Annotated in this window: 15 protein-coding genes; 5 read left to right on the top strand and 10 right to left on the bottom strand. The window is 62.1% G+C overall.

What is annotated here, in order from left to right:
* Window positions 1-113 precede the first annotated feature (113 nt).
* The 8 genes from B2Y33_RS18735 to bioB form a co-directional block, all read right to left on the bottom strand.
* Window positions 114-1,397, bottom strand: coding sequence for a GGDEF domain-containing protein (locus tag B2Y33_RS18735; protein ID WP_027913604.1), 1,284 nt, complete (start codon window positions 1,395-1,397; stop codon window positions 114-116).
* A 152-nt stretch (window positions 1,398-1,549) separates the two neighbouring features.
* On the bottom strand, window positions 1,550-3,355 hold the full coding sequence (locus B2Y33_RS18730) for a phenylacyl-CoA dehydrogenase (protein ID WP_027913603.1): 1,806 nt from the start codon (window positions 3,353-3,355) through the stop codon (window positions 1,550-1,552).
* Between the two features lie 263 nt (window positions 3,356-3,618).
* Window positions 3,619-3,915: a hypothetical protein gene (locus B2Y33_RS18725; protein WP_027913602.1), complete on the bottom strand. Its 297-nt coding sequence runs from the start codon at window positions 3,913-3,915 to the stop codon at window positions 3,619-3,621.
* Between the two features lie 172 nt (window positions 3,916-4,087).
* Complete coding sequence (gene bioD, locus B2Y33_RS18720; RefSeq protein WP_027913601.1) at window positions 4,088-4,768, bottom strand: dethiobiotin synthase; 681 nt, start codon at window positions 4,766-4,768, stop codon at window positions 4,088-4,090.
* Between the two features lie 9 nt (window positions 4,769-4,777).
* On the bottom strand, window positions 4,778-5,596 hold the full coding sequence (gene bioC / locus B2Y33_RS18715; protein ID WP_049695341.1) for a malonyl-ACP O-methyltransferase BioC: 819 nt from the start codon (window positions 5,594-5,596) through the stop codon (window positions 4,778-4,780).
* Entirely contained in the window at window positions 5,589-6,320 is a 732-nt protein-coding gene (locus B2Y33_RS18710) for an alpha/beta fold hydrolase (protein ID WP_088522859.1), read from the bottom strand. The genes bioC and B2Y33_RS18710 overlap by 8 nt, the downstream gene beginning before the upstream one ends.
* The gene (gene bioF, locus B2Y33_RS18705) at window positions 6,313-7,485 is read right to left on the bottom strand and encodes an 8-amino-7-oxononanoate synthase (RefSeq protein ID WP_088522858.1); all 1,173 of its coding nucleotides are present in this window, start codon (window positions 7,483-7,485) and stop codon (window positions 6,313-6,315) included. Before bioF ends, B2Y33_RS18710 begins: the two co-directional genes overlap by 8 nt.
* Window position 7,486: 1 nt before the next feature.
* A complete protein-coding gene (bioB, locus tag B2Y33_RS18700) occupies window positions 7,487-8,545 on the bottom strand; it encodes a biotin synthase BioB (protein ID WP_206405134.1) in 1,059 nt (352 codons plus the stop codon).
* 87 nt (window positions 8,546-8,632) lie between these two features.
* Here bioB and B2Y33_RS18695 point away from each other — a divergent pair, with 87 nt between their 5' ends.
* The 4 genes from B2Y33_RS18695 to rarD all read left to right on the top strand — a co-directional run bounded on the left by B2Y33_RS18695 (window position 8,633) and on the right by rarD (window position 12,235).
* The gene (locus B2Y33_RS18695; RefSeq protein ID WP_028686639.1) at window positions 8,633-9,367 is read left to right on the top strand and encodes a ComF family protein; all 735 of its coding nucleotides are present in this window, start codon (window positions 8,633-8,635) and stop codon (window positions 9,365-9,367) included.
* 82 nt (window positions 9,368-9,449) lie between these two features.
* A complete protein-coding gene (locus B2Y33_RS18690; protein ID WP_027913596.1) occupies window positions 9,450-10,214 on the top strand; it encodes a TOBE domain-containing protein in 765 nt (254 codons plus the stop codon).
* Between the two features lie 96 nt (window positions 10,215-10,310).
* Window positions 10,311-11,285: a serine/threonine protein kinase gene (locus B2Y33_RS18685; protein WP_028686641.1), complete on the top strand. Its 975-nt coding sequence runs from the start codon at window positions 10,311-10,313 to the stop codon at window positions 11,283-11,285.
* Window positions 11,286-11,347: 62 nt separating this feature from the next.
* The gene (gene rarD, locus B2Y33_RS18680; RefSeq protein WP_049695338.1) at window positions 11,348-12,235 is read left to right on the top strand and encodes an EamA family transporter RarD; all 888 of its coding nucleotides are present in this window, start codon (window positions 11,348-11,350) and stop codon (window positions 12,233-12,235) included.
* Window positions 12,236-12,480: 245 nt separating this feature from the next.
* Here the strand turns inward: rarD and B2Y33_RS18675 are convergent, their stop codons facing one another.
* Window positions 12,481-12,999, bottom strand: a complete 519-nt coding sequence (locus tag B2Y33_RS18675) for a glycine cleavage system protein R (RefSeq protein ID WP_027913593.1) — start codon at window positions 12,997-12,999, stop codon at window positions 12,481-12,483.
* Window positions 13,000-13,443: 444 nt separating this feature from the next.
* Between B2Y33_RS18675 and B2Y33_RS18670 the strand changes: the two genes are divergently transcribed.
* Window positions 13,444-15,621 (top strand): malate synthase G, encoded by a 2,178-nt coding sequence (locus tag B2Y33_RS18670; RefSeq protein ID WP_111475134.1) that lies wholly within the window; start codon window positions 13,444-13,446, stop codon window positions 15,619-15,621.
* Window positions 15,622-15,688: 67 nt separating this feature from the next.
* On the opposite strand, the gene B2Y33_RS18665 is transcribed toward B2Y33_RS18670, so the two are convergent.
* Window positions 15,689-16,141, bottom strand: coding sequence for a response regulator (locus B2Y33_RS18665; RefSeq protein ID WP_027913591.1), 453 nt, complete (start codon window positions 16,139-16,141; stop codon window positions 15,689-15,691).
* Window positions 16,142-16,277: the final 136 nt, after the last annotated feature.

The following is a 16,277-nucleotide window of genomic DNA, read 5'->3' as shown; positions in this document are numbered from 1 at the left end:
TCGCTGGTCAGGACGGGCGGCGATGAGCATCGCAGCACGGGTAGTGGAACCAGTGTAACCGAACAACTTTTACGACACATAGGGTCATCAAGAGACTAAGTAGTCAGTTATGGTCACGCTTCCCGCACTGCTCCCCGACGATTTTTCAGGCCGTGCACCATCAAGCAATTACGCCCCGCGGCCTTGGCAGCGTACAGCGCCTGATCGGCAGCCTTGAGCACCTCTTCAACGCTGCGGTTATCGCCCTGCCGTTCGGCCACACCTACGCTGATGGTCACGGTAACCGTGTCGCCACTGCTGCCTGTGCGGCGCTGGCGGCCGGCGTTGTCATCCAGCGGACGAGCACTCTGGTCACGCAAGTGCATGGCATAGCCGGCAATCGCTTCTCGAACCGCTTCCAGATGCGGCACGCACTGGTCAGCCGTCTTGCCCGCGAACACCACGGCGAATTCTTCGCCGCCATAGCGGTAGGCGCGGCCTCCCCCCTTGACCTTGCCAAGCCGGCTGGCCACCAGCCGCAAGACCTGGTCGCCCACATCATGGCCATGGGTGTCGTTGAAGCGCTTGAAATGGTCCACGTCGGCCATGGCGATCACATAGGAGCGCCCTAGTCGCTGCAGGCGCTCATTGAGCGCGCGACGGCCCGGCAACCCGGTGAGCTCGTCACGGAACGCCATCTGGTACGCTTCGTGAGCGACTGCCGTGGCAATCATCAGCATGACCTGGCTGCACATGATGTTCAGCGTGAAAGGCAACACGAACGTCTTGGGCAGCATCCAGAAAATACCGACCAGGCCCACGATCAAGGCGCCATGCAGGGGCCTGGGCGCACGCAGGTACTGTACGACGAGTAACGCCAGCATGCCCATGAACACCGGGTAGGCCAGCTGAATCAGGCTCATCCACTGACCGTGCAAGATCGGCCAGCGGATTTCCGCCAGGCTGGCCAGCAGTGCCTCGGGAAAGCTTTGCTCGAAGCCGGCCGCCACTGCGGCCGTGGCCAACAGCACCGCACACCTGGCGACCAGGTCCTGGAGCAGGTGCGTGCGCTCCTGCCAGATGCCATAAAGGCCATACAACGCCGGTAACAGCAGGCACACGAGGTGGAAGATCACGGCAGCATCTTCACGAACGCGGCCGTTGTCTCGATAGAAGTCAGTCTGGGTATCGAGCAGGAAATAGGCGATGTAGACCGTGAGCATCAGAAACAGCTCCCGCTGGCGCCTGTACACCGCGCAATAGGCGCCGCCCATCAACAGCACGAGGGTTGGCAGCACATTGAAAAGCGATGTGAAGAAAACGCTGAGGTCCTTGACGTAAGCCGCAGCCAAGCCTGCCCCCAGCAAGACGAGAGAGGGTACGAAATGGCTTGGGCGGACAGCGTTAAGGCGAAGCAAGGGCAATTCCAACCTGGCAGACCAATAGTGGCATTGTGCCCTTAGTTGATCGGCCGTTCACCTGGACACTTGAGTACCTTTATTGTTGGCTTGCGCCAGACATAAAAAAACCGTCTGCCGAAGCAGACGGTTCGCATACGACCTGAGGTGACTCAGTAAGCCAGGCCGAAGTGTTCTTCGTCCATGGCCATCAGGTTGTCAGCACCGGACAGCATGGCAGCCACATGCGTGCGGGTACGCGGCAGGATGCGCTGGAAGTAGAAGCGTGCCGTTTGCAGCTTGGCGGTGTAGAACGCCGCTTCACTGGTACCTGCTGCCAGCTTTTCGGCAGCCAAGCGGGCAATGTCGGCCCAGAAGTAGGCCAGGCAGGCGTAGCCGGAGTACATGAGGTAGTCCACCGATGCCGCACCCACTTCCTCACGGTCCTTCATGGCAGCCATGCCCACCTTCATGGTCAGCTCGCCCCATTCCTTGTTCAACGCAGCCAGGGGCTGAACGAACTCGTTGACCGCCTCGTTGCCTTCCTGCGACTGGCAGAACTTGTGCACGATCTTGGTGAAGCCCTTGAGGGCCTCGCCTTGGGTCATCAGCACCTTGCGGCCCAGCAGGTCCAGGGCCTGGATGCCCGTGGTGCCCTCGTACAGCATGGAAATACGGCTGTCACGAACGTTCTGCTCCATGCCCCACTCGGCGATGAAGCCATGCCCACCGTAGACCTGAACCCCATGGTTGGCCGCCTCGAAGCCGACCTCGGTCATGAAGGCCTTGGCGATTGGGGTCAGGAACGCCAGCAGGGCATCGGCCTTCTTGCGCTCTTCCTCATCCTGACTGTACTTGACGATGTCCACCTGCTTGGCCGTGAAGTAGACCATCGCACGGGTGCCCTCGGCGAAGGCCTTCATGGTCAGGAGCATGCGACGTACATCCGGGTGGACGATGATCGGGTCGGCGGCCTTCTCAGGCGCCTTGGGCCCGGTCAGCGAGCGCATCTGCAGGCGCTCGCGGGCATACTTCAAGCCACCCTGGAAGGCCACTTCGGCATGGGCCAGGCCTTGCAGCGCAGTCCCCAGGCGTGCCGTGTTCATGAAGGTGAACATGCAGTTCAGGCCTTTGTTGGCCGGGCCGATCAGGTAACCGGTGGCTGCGTCGAAGTTCATCACGCAGGTGGCATTGCCATGGATACCCATCTTGTGCTCGATGGAGCCGCAGCTCACACCATTGCGCTCACCTGCTGCGCCTTCGGCGTTGGGCAGGAACTTCGGCACGATGAACAGGGAAATGCCCTTGGTGCCAGCCGGTGCATCGGGCAGGCGTGCCAGCACGATGTGCACGATGTTCTCGGCCATGTCGTGCTCACCGGCCGAAATGAAGATCTTGGTACCGCTGACCTTGTAGCTGCCATCGGCCTGGGGTTCGGCCTTGGTGCGCAGCATGCCCAGGTCGGTGCCGCAATGCGGTTCGGTCAGGCACATGGTGCCGGTCCATTCACCCGAAACCAGCTTGGTCAGGTAGGTGTGCTGCTGTTCGGCAGTGCCGTGGGCCGAGATGGTATTCATTGCGCCGTGGGACAAGCCTGGGTACATGCCCCACGACCAGTTGGCACCGCCCACCATTTCGCTCAGGGCCAGGCCCAGCGACTCGGGCAACCCCTGACCACCGTGCTCCACATCGTGCGCCAGGCTCGGCCAGCCGCCTTCGACGAACTGCTGGTAGGCTTCCTTGAAACCGGTCGGCGTCTTCACGCCCGCCTCGCTCCAGGTGCAGCCTTCCTGATCGCCTACGCGGTTGAGCGGCGACAGTACCTGCTCACAGAACTTCGCACCTTCCTCGAGAATCGCGTCCACCATGTCGGGCGTGGCGTCCTGGCAACCTGGCAGGCTCTGATAGTGCGCCTCGTAGCCGAGTAGCTCATCACGCACGAAGCGAATATCACGCAGGGGGGCTTTGTAGTCAGGCATCGCGATGAACCTCTAGGTGAGTTCTGTGGGGGACCGGCGCACGCGGCAGGGTCTATCAAACAGTTGTTTGAAACTTACGTTTACCGCTGCCGGATGTCAAGAAGGGCCAGAGGTGCCATTTACGCCACGAAAACTGGCGAATCCGCCATCAACGCCCACGCCACTTCGCCCGTGAGGACGGGGAAGCTTCTGGCGAAGAAAAGAAAACGAGGCAGTGCAAGCCTCTGGGCGGTGTGTGGCAGGCGGGAACGCGCTATCGACCGTTAGGCGTAGGTGTCGATGATACGACCCAGCATTTCGTCGGATGCCTTGACGACTTTGGCGCCAAGCTCGACTTCGGTTCTGCCCAGCGCCATTTGCACGGTGCTGGTAGCCAGGTCCATTTGCTGACTTCTATCCACGGCACGCAGCCGCTCGGCCTGAAAATCACTCGACTGACTGGTGGCGGAACGTTCGGCGGTGGTGTTGGCGACCTGGCTGGCGGCCTGGTCAACGCGATTCTGACCATTGTGAATGGCACCAAGGCCTGCGTAGAAGGCGGAGCTACCGGTGATTTCCATGTCAGGACTCCATCGACACTGGATGACGGTGAGGCCTCATTAAAGCAGGCCAGCTACCAAAAAGCCCGTTTAAATCGCTAATGGCTCAGTGCCACTTGATAGGCCTTGACCATACCAGCGTCAGTTAACCTTGCACACGCTTGGCCCCGCCGCTACCGCAGACACGCGCTGGTTAATCCAGCAAGTCCAGTTGCAAATGCTCGGCCACCTTGTCCGCCGTGGCTTGCTTGAGCTTGGGCACTCGGCCCAGACAAGGCGCCGGCAGCCGTTCGGCCAGGCTGGCCAGATTCTCTTCGAGCCGCGACGTTTTTGGCTCGATGATGTTCGCCACCCACCCGGCGAGCTGCAGTCCGTCCCGTTCGATGGCTTCGGCACTGAGCAGCGCGTGGCTGATGCAGCCCAGCCTTACTCCGACCACCAGGATGACCGGCAGCTGCAATGCAACGGCCAGGTCCGACAGGTTCGCCAGGCCCGAAAGCGGCACCCGCCAGCCGCCTGCGCCTTCGATCAAGGTGAAATCGGCCTGGTGCTGCAACACCGTGCGCATATCCGCCAGCAGCTGCGCCACCGCCAGCGTCACACCGGCTTCCCGCGCGGCGACATGGGGGGCGATGGCTGGCTCGAAGGCGAATGGGTTGACCTGCTCGTAGGCGAGCTTGATGGTGCTCTCGTCGATCAGCGCCAGGGCGTCGCTGTTGCGCAAGCCCTTGGCCGTCATGCTGCAGCCAGATGCCACCGGCTTGGCCCCCAGGGTGCTCAACCCCTGCAACTTCGCTGCGTGTAGAAGACCGGCTGCAATGGTGGTCTTGCCGACATCGGTGTCAGTTCCGGCAATGAAATACGCCTGACTCATGAAGTACTCCTATGCCACAGACTTGCGCAGCACGCCGTAGACCACTTGATAAGTGGCAGGCAGCCCTTGGGGCTGGCGGTAGGCCTCGTACGCCTGGAGCATACTCTGTATGCGGGCGCGCCCGGTGAGCCCGGCAGGACGACCCGGGTTGAGGTTGTGCGCCCCCAGCGCCTTGAGTTCATGGGTCAATGTGCGCACGTGTGCATAATGCAATACATGCGGCAACTGTTGCAGTACCTGCGTCTCGAGGGCACTGGCGGCACATGAACGCTGGTATTCGTCGAAGCGCCTGAAGCGGTTGACGTGTACCTGGCCATCCACGGCCTGCCAACTACCGCGCAATTCATCGAGCGTACCCACGCACAGGCTGCTGAAAGCCAGGACGCCGCCTGGTCGCAGAATACGCGAAGCTTCTTCCAGCACTTGGGCAAAATGGCTGCACCACTGGACGGCCAGGCTGGAAAAGACGAGATCGACGCACCCCTCCCCCAGCGGCAAGCGCTCGGCATCGCCGACGATGTAGCTTTGGGCGCCATCGGCTCGATCGCGAGCATGACGCAGCATGCCTTCGGCGATGTCCACGGCAACACCGCTTGCAGGCCCGTAACGCTCGGCAAGCACCCGGCTGAAATGGCCCGTGCCACTGCCCAGATCAAGCCAGCGAGTCGGTTCGAGGTCAGATGGCAGCATCGTCAGCAGGTTCATACCGACCGAACGCTGCAGGGCTGCCACGCTGTCATAGCTGGCTGCCGCACGCGAAAACGACGTGGCCACCTGGCGTTTGTCGGGCAAGGCGCCAGGCAAGCCTGGCTGGGAAAGATCAGTCATCGCCACTCTCATGCAGGAAACTTTTGATACCGCTGGCCAGTTCTTGTGGGTACTCGAGCACAAACGCATGGGAACTGTCTTCGACAAGGCCCACTTCCACGTCGGGCAACAGCTCGCTCAACGCCTGCGCAGCTTCGGCTGGCACCAGGGCATCTGCGCCGGCAAAAAGATGAAGCTGCGGGCCGGCGAATGCCTCCAGCGCTGCTCGGGTATCGAGCTGGGCCAGTACCTGTAGCGCCGTAGCCAGGTACAGCGGATCGGTGTCTGGAACGCCTACGCCCAGCTGGCGAAGCAAGGTGCGCGGTTGCATGGCCCCTTCGCTGCACAACGTGCGAAAGCGCTTGAGCGTGACCGACGGATGGCTGCGGCAACCATCCAGGAACGTCCCGAAGGTGTCTTCGGCCATCCCGTGAGGCCAATCGGCACGGGCCACGAAACTAGGGTTACTGGCCAGGGTGAGCAAGCCGCAACAGTGGTCGCCGCGCTTGTCGGCCAGGGCACTGGCCAGCATACCGCCCAGCGACCACCCCCCCAGCCACACATCGTTGGGTACCTTGCGATCCAGGTGCTCGACCCAACCCTGGACGTCACAGTGATCCAGCTCCGGCATGGGCATCAGCGTCACCTGAAGCCCAGGGTCCTGGGCGCGCAGGCTGGCTGCAAGCGGCTCAAGAGAAGCGGTGCCCAGGCCCCAGCCTGGTAGCAGTACGAGTCGGTTACGCATCGGCGCGCTCCAGCTGTGGATAACACTCTGCCAATGCATTCAACAATAGCTGCACCTGAGCTGCTGTGTGGGCAGCGCTCAAGGTAACGCGCAATCGCGCACTACCGACCGCCACCGTAGGTGGCCGGATAGCGGTCACCAACAGACCGCGCTCGCGCAGTAGCTGCGACAGGCGAAGCGCTTGCGCGCTGTCACCGATGACAATCGGCTGGATCGGCGTCTGGCTCTCCATCAGGCGCAAGCCCAGTTGTTCTGCGCCTTCGCGAAATTGCTGTATCAGTGCCGCCAGGTGCTCGCGTCGCCAAGGCTGTGTCCGCACCAGCTCAAGGCTCTTGAGGGTGGCGCAGGCCAAGGCGGGCGGTTGGCTGGTGGTGTAGATGTAAGGCCGGGCGAACTGGATCAGCGCTTCGATCAGCGCTTCACTGCCAGCCACGAACGCACCCGCCGTACCGCAGGCCTTGCCCAGCGTACCGACCAGTACCGGGACATCGTCCACGCCCAGGCCATAGTGCTCGACGACTCCTCCGCCGCCCACACCCAGGGTGCCCAGGCCATGGGCATCGTCCACCATCAGCCAGGCATCGCGCGCACGCGTCGCCTGGGCCAGCGCCGGCAAATCGGCCACATCACCGTCCATGCTGAACACGCCATCAGTCACGACCAATGTATTGCCCGTGGCCTTGGCCAGGCGGTCGCTCAGGCTGCCGACATCATTGTGCAGGTAACGGCTGAAACGCGCGCCGCTGAGCAGGCCACCGTCGAGCAGCGAGGCGTGGTTCAGGCGATCCTGCAACACCGTATCGCCCTTGCCCACCAATGCGGTGATTACCCCCAGGTTGGCCATGTAGCCGGTGGAGAACAGCAGCGCTCGCGGCCGCCCGGTGAGTTCGGCCAATGCTTGCTCAAGTTGATGGTGTGCCGTGGTATGGCCTATGACCAGATGCGAAGCCCCCCCACCCACACCCCAGCGATCAGCACCTGCCTGCCAGGCCGCGAGCACGTCAGGATGACTTGCCAGGCCCAGGTAATCGTTGCTGCAGAAAGCCAGCAGCGGCTGGCCATCGACCACTACCAGCGGCCCTTGTGGGCTTTCCAGCAAGGGGCGCTGTCGGTAGAGGTCCGCCGCACGCCGGTCGGCCAGCCGCGCGGCCAAGTCGAAGGCCATGTCAGGCCGAAGCTGCATCGTAGAACAACGCATCGTTGCGCTGCTCGACCAGCGCCTGCTCGATCGCAGCCTGGTGGACTTCATCGGCGTGCTCTTCACCGACTTCAGGCTTGATTCCCAGGCGTGCGAACAGCTGCATGTCCTTGTCGGCCTGCGGGTTGGCCGTTGTCAGCAACTTTTCACCGTAGAAGATCGAGTTGGCACCGGCCAGGAATGCCAAGGCCTGCATTTGCTCGTTCATCTGCTCACGGCCTGCCGAAAGGCGCACGTGCGACTTGGGCATGAGAATACGGGCCACTGCCAGCATGCGGATGAAGTCGAACGGATCGACGTCGGCCTCGTCGGCCAGCGGCGTACCGGCCACCTTGACCAGCATGTTGATCGGCACGGACTCCGGATGCTCAGGCAGGTTGGCCAGTTGAATCAGCAGGCCTGCGCGGTCATCGAGCGTCTCGCCCATGCCGAGGATGCCGCCAGAGCAGATCTTCATGCCGGCATCGCGCACATAGGCCAGGGTCTGCAAGCGCTCGGCGTAGGTGCGCGTAGTGATGATGCTGCCGTAGAACTCGGGGGAGGTATCGAGGTTGTGGTTGTAATAGTCCAGGCCCGCCTGGGCCAGCGCCTGGGTCTGCTCCTGGTCGAGCTTGCCGAGGGTCATGCAGGTTTCCAGGCCCATGGCCTTGACCCCTTTGACCATCTCCAGCACATAGGGCATGTCCTTGGCCGAAGGGTGCTTCCACGCAGCGCCCATGCAAAAGCGCGTGGAACCAATGGCCTTGGCGCGCGCGGCCTCCTCGAGCACCTTCTGCACCTCCATGAGCTTCTGCTTTTCCAGGCCGGTGTTGTAGTGCCCGGACTGCGGGCAGTACTTACAGTCTTCGGGGCAGGCACCGGTCTTGATCGACAGCAGGGTTGAGACTTGCACCCGGTTGGCGTCGAAATGCGCACGGTGTACAGCCTGGGCGTTGAAGATCAGGTCGTTGAACGGCTGTTGGAACAGCGCCTTGACCTCGGCCAGGGACCAGTCGTGACGTGTTGTTGCAGTTGTACTGGCGCTCATCGGCGTTTCCTTGTTTAGGCTCTAGCAGGCGCCGGGCAAGGAGAACGCCCGCGCTTCACGGATAGCCGAAATAGTCAGGGAAGGCCCATGAACTGTCAACTTAAGCTTAAGAAGCTGGTCTACAATTGGTCACTAGTTAACCAAATATGCGCACTATGCGGTGCCACTGCGCTCCAGCCCTACGCGCTATGCGAGCCATGTGAACAACAACTGCCCTGGCTGGATGATGACCACTGCTCACGGTGCGCCCTGCCTCTGGCCATGGCAGGCATGGAATGCGGACAGTGCAACCGCAGGCCGCCAGCATTCGAACGGGTTCTGGCACCCTGGCATTTCACATTTCCGGTGGACACCCTGATCAGTCGGTTCAAGCACAACCGTCAGTGGCCGCTGGGACGCCTGATGGCTGAGATTGCCGGTCATGCGCTGAGCCATCACTATGCCGAAGGCCTGCCCCGCCCCGACGTGCTGCTTGCTGTACCCCTGACACGGCGCCGGCTGCGTGAACGGGGGTTCAACCAGGCTGCGATGCTGGCGCGTTGGTGGTCAAGGCAACTGGCAGTGCCCTTCGTCGAACACCTGCTGGTACGCACCCGCCACACCACGGCCCAGCAGCATCTGAGCGCCAAGGCTCGATGGCGCAACCTGCGTCAGGCGTTCGCCGTATGCGGTGGCCTGCACGGCCAGCATGTCGCGCTCGTCGATGATGTACTGACCACCGGCGCGACGGCGCAGGCTGTTGCACAGGTCCTGCGCAAGGCAGGTGCCGCACGTGTAGACGTCTACTGCCTGGCACGCACACCCAAGCCCGGCTATGCATGAGCGTGCAGGCCAGTGGCGGCGACGCAGTGGTACGCTACGCCCACCCCGTACACTGGCCCATCACCGAACCGGTCGGATGCCCATGCCCTTACCTGCCCCACTGACCCATCACATTACCCGCCGCCCACAGCGCGTGGCCCTCTTGCAGCACATTGCCGAGCAGGGCTCCATCACCCGCGCCGCCAAGGCTGCCGGCATGAGCTACAAAGCTGCCTGGGATGCGATCGATGAACTCAACAACCTGGCCAGCAGCCCCTTGGTAGAGCGCAGCACTGGCGGGCGCGGCGGCGGCGGTGCACGCCTGTCTGCCGAAGGCGAACGGGTGCTGCGGCTGTATCAGCGCCTGCAAGCCTTGCAAGCTCAGTTGCTCGAAGCCACCGATGATGTGAGCGACCTTGACCTGCTCGGTCGCCTGATGCTGCGCACCAGCGCCCGGAATCAGCTGCAAGGCCAGGTCAGCGCCCTTCATCGCGTGGGGTGGCATGACCGGGTCGGCCTTGCACTGAGTGGGGGGCTGCAGATCGAAGCCTTGATCACTCATGACAGCACCGAGCGCCTTGGGCTGACCTTGGGCACGACGGTGGTGGCCTTGCTCAAGGCAGGTTGGGTGCGCCTGCTGGGCCACAGCGACGAGGCGGATCAACAGCACAATTGCCTGCAGGTGACCGTGGACTCGATTCTGACGGGCACCGATGGCCCCCACGAGGTGCGCCTTGCGCTTGGCAATGGTCAGACCCTGTGCGCCTTCGCCGAACCGGCCTGGCTGGCAGAGCACCAGGTGACCGTTGGCAGCGCCCTGCGTGCGCAGTTCTCGGCCGCCGATGTGGTGATTGGTATCCCGGCCTGACCTGTAACGGCGTTTGGCACATGGCCGAGTGCCCTGCGGCGCCTCGGTGGCCAACGCGGTAACATGGGGGCCACGCTGCCTACCGCCGGAGTCATCATGTCCCACCCGTTCGCCACACTCACCCCCGACTTGGTGCTCGACGCCGTGGAATCATTGGGGTTTCTCAGCGATGCGCGGGTATTGGCACTCAACAGCTATGAAAACCGCGTCTACCAAGTGGGCATCGAGGGCGAGCAGCCCTTGATCGCCAAGTTCTATCGACCCGGTCGCTGGAGCGATGCAGCCATCGTCGAAGAACACCGCTTCACGGCCGAATTGGCCGGCTGCGAAGTGCCGGTGGTAGCGCCTCTGCAGCATCAAGGCAACACGTTGTTCGAACACGGTGGCTTTCGCTTTACGCTGTTCCCGCGCCGTGGTGGGCATGCCCCTGAACCCGGCAACCTCGATCAGTTGTACCGCTTGGGCCAGTTGATCGGACGCCTGCATGCCGTGGCTGCCAGCCGGCCGTTCGAACACCGGGAAGCGTTGGCTGTGGATAACTTCGGGCACGCCTCACTGGACACACTGCTAAAAGGCGGGTTCGTGCCCCGGGAACTGTTGCCCGCCTTCGAATCGGTCGCGCGCGATGTACTGGCTCGAGTGGAAGCCATCTATGCCCGCACCCCGCACCAGGTCATCCGCCTGCACGGTGACTTGCACCCGGGCAACCTGATGCACCGCGACGAGATCTACCATGTGGTTGACCTGGACGACTGCCGCATGGGCCCTGCGGTACAGGACCTGTGGATGATGCTGGCAGGCAATCGGGATGAGCGTCAGGGCCAGTTGGCCGAGCTGGTCGAGGGCTACAACGAATTTCACGACTTCGACCCGCGTGAGCTGGCGTTGATCGAGCCGCTGCGTGCCCTGCGTCAACTCCACTACAGTGCCTGGCTGGCGCGTCGCTGGGACGATCCGGCATTTCCGCCCAGCTTCCCGTGGTTCGGTCAGCCTAGGTACTGGGGTGATCAGATTCTGGCGCTGCGTGAGCAAATGGCCGCCCTCGATGAAGCCCCACTCAAGTTGTTCTAGATCGACCGTCGGCGCTGTCTACAATAGCTGCCGTTAATCAGCATCTTAAGCAAGGACTCTGCATGCACGCTGCAAACCCGCGTCGCGGGTATCTACTGGGCCTGAGTGCCTACATCATCTGGGGCCTGTTCCCCCTGTACTTCAAAGCCATCCAAAGCGTCCCCGCCGTGGAGATCATCGTCCACCGTGTGCTGTGGTCAGCGCTGTTCGGCTCGATACTGCTCGCCTTCTGGAAACACCCCGGCTGGTGGCGCGACCTGCGCGACAACCCGCGGCGCTTGGCCATCCTGGCATTGAGCGGCACATTGATCGCAGCCAATTGGCTGACGTATGTCTGGTCGGTGAACAACGGACGCATGCTCGAGGCCAGCCTTGGCTACTACATCAACCCGCTGATCAACGTGCTGCTCGGCATGCTGATTCTCGGCGAGCGCTTGCGCCGTTTGCAGTGGCTGGCGGTCGGCCTGGCCGCGCTCGGCGTCATGCAACAGGTCTGGCAGGTGGGCAGCCTGCCCTGGGTATCCTTGGCACTGGCGCTGACCTTCGGGTTCTACGGGCTTATTCGCAAGCAAGCCCCCGTGGCGGCCCTGCCCGGTCTGGTTGTCGAGACCTGGATGCTGGTACCGCTGGCGCTTGGGTGGTTGCTGCTGCACCCCGGCGCGATGAGCGCGCAAGGTGAGTTCTACACCACAAGCGAGGCCTTGTGGCTGATGGCTGCAGGCCCCGTGACACTGGTGCCGCTGGTGTGTTTCAACGCTGCCGCACGGCATCTGCCCTACACCACGCTGGGCTTTCTGCAATACCTGGCGCCAACGCTGGTCTTGCTCCAGGCCATCTGGCTGTTCGACGAGCATCTATCCCCAAGCACGCTTACGGCATTCATGTTCATCTGGGCAGGGCTGGCGTTGTACAGCGTCGATGCGTGGTGGAGTTTGCGTAAAAGTCGCTGATCAAAAAACGATCATGTCTCTGTACGCCTTGATATACATGGCCTGCAGAGACATCTCCAGAGCTTATCCACACCCTCGTCCCCGCCGTTTGTGCACAACCCCTCTACATTGATCAATTTTCGATCAAATCTCTGCAGCCCTTGCAAGCCGGGCGCTGGGGCCCGATAGCCCCAGCTTATCCACAAGGCCGTCCTCTCTAAATCGGGATAACCTCTGCCAGAGTCTGCGGCAGTGGCGAGCCGCATTTACTCATCCGCGCGCAACCGCAACTCCACCATCAAGTCATCGGCCAGCGCTTCCAGACGTTGCTGCAGCTGCTCCAGCGGCAGGGACGCGGGTAATGCCAGAAGGGCCTCGGCATGAAACAGGGGTTCGTTGCTCATCGGTGCCGGGCGTACCTCTGTGGCAATCCGTTCGACGTTCACATTCAGCTCGGCCAGCACACGGGTGATATCCCGCACGATCCCTGGCCGGTCGTTACCTACCAGTTCCATGCCAAAGGGTTTGGATGCATGGGCAGGCTCGCTGCCACTTTCGGCCAGTTGCACGCGAATGCCGTGTGCGGACAATGCCCCGAGCGCGTCCACCAACGCGTCATACCGATCCGCCGGCACTGCCACCCGCAGGATGCCGGCAAATTGCCCAGCCATGCGCGACATGCTGCTTTCCAGCCAATTACCCTCGAAGTCGGCGATGCACTGGGCGATCCGCTCGACTTGGCCGGCCTTGTCCGGGGCGATCACGGTAAGCACAAGATGTTCCACGGAATGTTCCTCGAGTGGGGTTCAGGCCATACAGCGCCAAGGTGTCGCCACAGTATAGGCAAGGCGCGTCAACCTGCCGCAGGGCAATCCTCCTTATAAATCGTGTACTGTTTTTAGATTTATATGGAACAATCACTCCGTTTTTTGCGAACATGGCGCTTCCTTGCAGGATCCTGTGCGACCAACAGGTCGCCTGACGGCGCTTTTAGTCTGATAGTGCCCAGCCGGCTGCTTCATGTAGTATCCGTGGGCGCGGACTACACAACGTCGTTTGAAGGTCTGTCGAGGCGCCTGTGAAGAATGCACGTTGCTTGCTGTCAGGCAGGCAAACCGCACCCAGCCGCGTCCGGGCTTGTACCGGAGGCATGCACTGGTGCCGTGCGAGGAGAAGCGCTACAGGCTCAATACAAAAGAGCGAAATAGCTGAGCAGAGTGAGGCAAGCAATGACTGGATACGTTCAAGTCGGTGGCCTTCAGGTCGCCAAAGTCCTGTACGACTTCGTGAACAACGAAGCCATCCCCGGAACCGGCATCATCGCCGAGCAGTTCTGGGCAGGTGCTGAAAAGATCATCAACGACCTCGCTCCAAAGAACAAAGCCCTCCTCGCCAAGCGCGACGAGCTGCAAGCCCAGATCGACGCCTGGCACCAGGCCCGCAAAGGCCAGGCCCACGACGCCCCGGCCTACAAGGCTTTCCTTCAGGAAATCGGTTACCTGCTGCCACAAGCCGACGATTTCCAGGCCACTACGCAAAACGTGGACGAAGAAATCGCCCACATGGCCGGTCCGCAGTTGGTGGTACCGGTCATGAATGCACGCTTTGCCCTGAACGCCGCGAATGCCCGCTGGGGCTCGCTGTACGATGCGCTCTACGGCACCGACGCCATCAGCGAGGAAGGCGGCGCCGAAAAGGGGCAAGGCTACAACAAGGTACGTGGCGACAAAGTGATCGCCTTCGCCCGTGCCTTCCTCGACGAAGCGGCACCACTGGCTGCTGGCTCGCACGTCGACTCCACGGCCTATCGCATCGAGGCCGGCCAGTTGGTCGTCACCCTCAAAGGCGGCAGCAACACGGGCCTGCGTGACGACGCCCAACTGGTCGGGTTCCACGGCGACAGCAACGCCCCCACTGCCGTGTTGCTCAAGCACAACGGCCTGCACTTCGAAATCCAGATCGATGCCAGTACCCCGGTGGGCAGCACCGATGCCGCAGGCGTCAAGGACATCCTGATGGAATCGGCACTGACCACCATCATGGACTGCGAAGACTCCGTGGCGGCAGTCGACGCCGACGACAAAGTGATCGTGTATCGCAATTGGCTGGGGCTGATGAAAGGTGACCTGGCCGAAAGCGTCAGCAAGGGCGGCAAGACGTTCACCCGCACCATGAACCCCGATCGCGAGTACGCAGCGCCCAACGGGGGCAGCGTTACGCTGCATGGTCGCTCGCTGCTGTTCGTACGCAACGTGGGTCACCTGATGACCAACCCGGCCATCCTCGACGCGCAGGGTAACGAAGTCCCGGAAGGTATCCAGGACGGTCTGTTCACCAACCTCATGGCGCTGCACAACCTCAAGGGCACCACCAGCCGCCGCAATACCCGTACCGGCAGTGTGTACATCGTCAAGCCGAAGATGCATGGCCCGGAGGAAGTGGCGTTCGCCGCCGAGATATTCAGCCGGGTCGAAGACCTGCTGGGCATGCAGCGCAATACCGTCAAGGTCGGCATCATGGACGAAGAGCGCCGCACAACGGTCAACCTCAAGTCCTGCATCAAGGCCGCTGCCGAGCGCGTGGTGTTCATCAATACGGGCTTCCTCGATCGCACGGGCGACGAAATCCATACCTCCATGGAGGCAGGCCCGGTCGTGCGCAAAGGCGCCATGAAGAACGAGAAGTGGATCGGCGCCTATGAAAACAACAACGTCGATGTAGGCCTTGCCACCGGCCTGCAAGGGCGTGCGCAGATCGGCAAGGGCATGTGGGCCATGCCCGACCTGATGGCCGCCATGCTGGAGCAGAAGATCGCTCACCCGCTGGCCGGTGCCAATACCGCGTGGGTGCCTTCGCCGACGGCAGCCACCCTGCACGCCCTGCACTACCACAAGGTGGATGTGCAGGCGCGCCAGCGCGAGCTGGCTTCGCGCACACCGGCTTCGGTCGATGACATCCTGGCCATTCCGCTGGCGACCAACCCCAACTGGTCGGACGAGGAAATCCGCAATGAGCTGGACAACAATGCCCAGGGCATCCTGGGCTACGTGGTGCGCTGGATCGATCAGGGTGTGGGTTGCTCCAAAGTGCCCGACATCAACAACGTGGGGCTGATGGAAGACCGCGCCACCTTGCGCATTTCCGCCCAGTTGCTGGCCAACTGGCTGCGACATGGTGTAGTCAGCCAGGAGCAGGTGCTCGAAAGCCTCAAGCGCATGGCGGCAGTGGTCGACAAGCAGAACGCCAACGACCCGCTGTATCGCCCGATGGCGGGCAACTTCGACGACAACGTTGCCTTCCAGGCGGCAGTCGAGCTGGTGCTCGAAGGTACCAAGCAGCCTAACGGCTACACCGAGCCTGTGCTGCATCGCCGTCGCCGTGAGTTCAAGGCACGCAACGGGATCTGAACGACCGGCGTATAGCGTGAGCTGCTTGCAGCGTTGATCGGCGGGGCCTTCGGGCCCCGCTTGCGCATCAGGCCAGCTTCAATTCGCGCTTCACCAGTTCGAGCAGTTTCGCCAGGTCGACGGGCTTCAACAGAAAGTCCACAACCCCCAGGTGCATGACATCAACGGCCTCCTTCACATCGGTATCGCCTGATACCACGATGATCGAAAGCGCAGCCCGGTCCGCTTCCTGCATCTCGCGCACCTTGTGGATAAGGTACAGCCCATCCTCGGGCTGCATCCGCAGGTCGGTGATCATCAGCGCGATGCGAGGCTCCCAATGGAGCTTGAACAGCGCCTCCTGGGCGCCATCGGCCGTCATGCCGTCGATACCCTTGCTTTTGAGATACAACATCAAGGCTTCGCTGTTGACCGGATTATCGTCGACCACGAGCACTACCGGCCGGGCAGGCGGCGGCGCACTCACAGCAGCGAGTGCCGCACGCTCTGCGTCGCTCAAGATGTCGGTGTGCTCGGACATGGTCGTCTCGTATCCATTCGCTCTACTGGTAAGACCGCAGATTCTCCGACACCCAATTTACCTTTCGTCGGATTATTGACGTGTTCGTGCCCTAGACTTACGTCCAATGGGCACCACGCCCTCTGCAGGCCGACCA

It is taken from the genome of Pseudomonas sp. UBA5666 (assembly GCF_002420785.1).
GTDB lineage: Bacteria > Pseudomonadota > Gammaproteobacteria > Pseudomonadales > Pseudomonadaceae > Aquipseudomonas > Aquipseudomonas fulva.
This window is presented reverse-complemented; position numbering and strand designations above follow the sequence as displayed.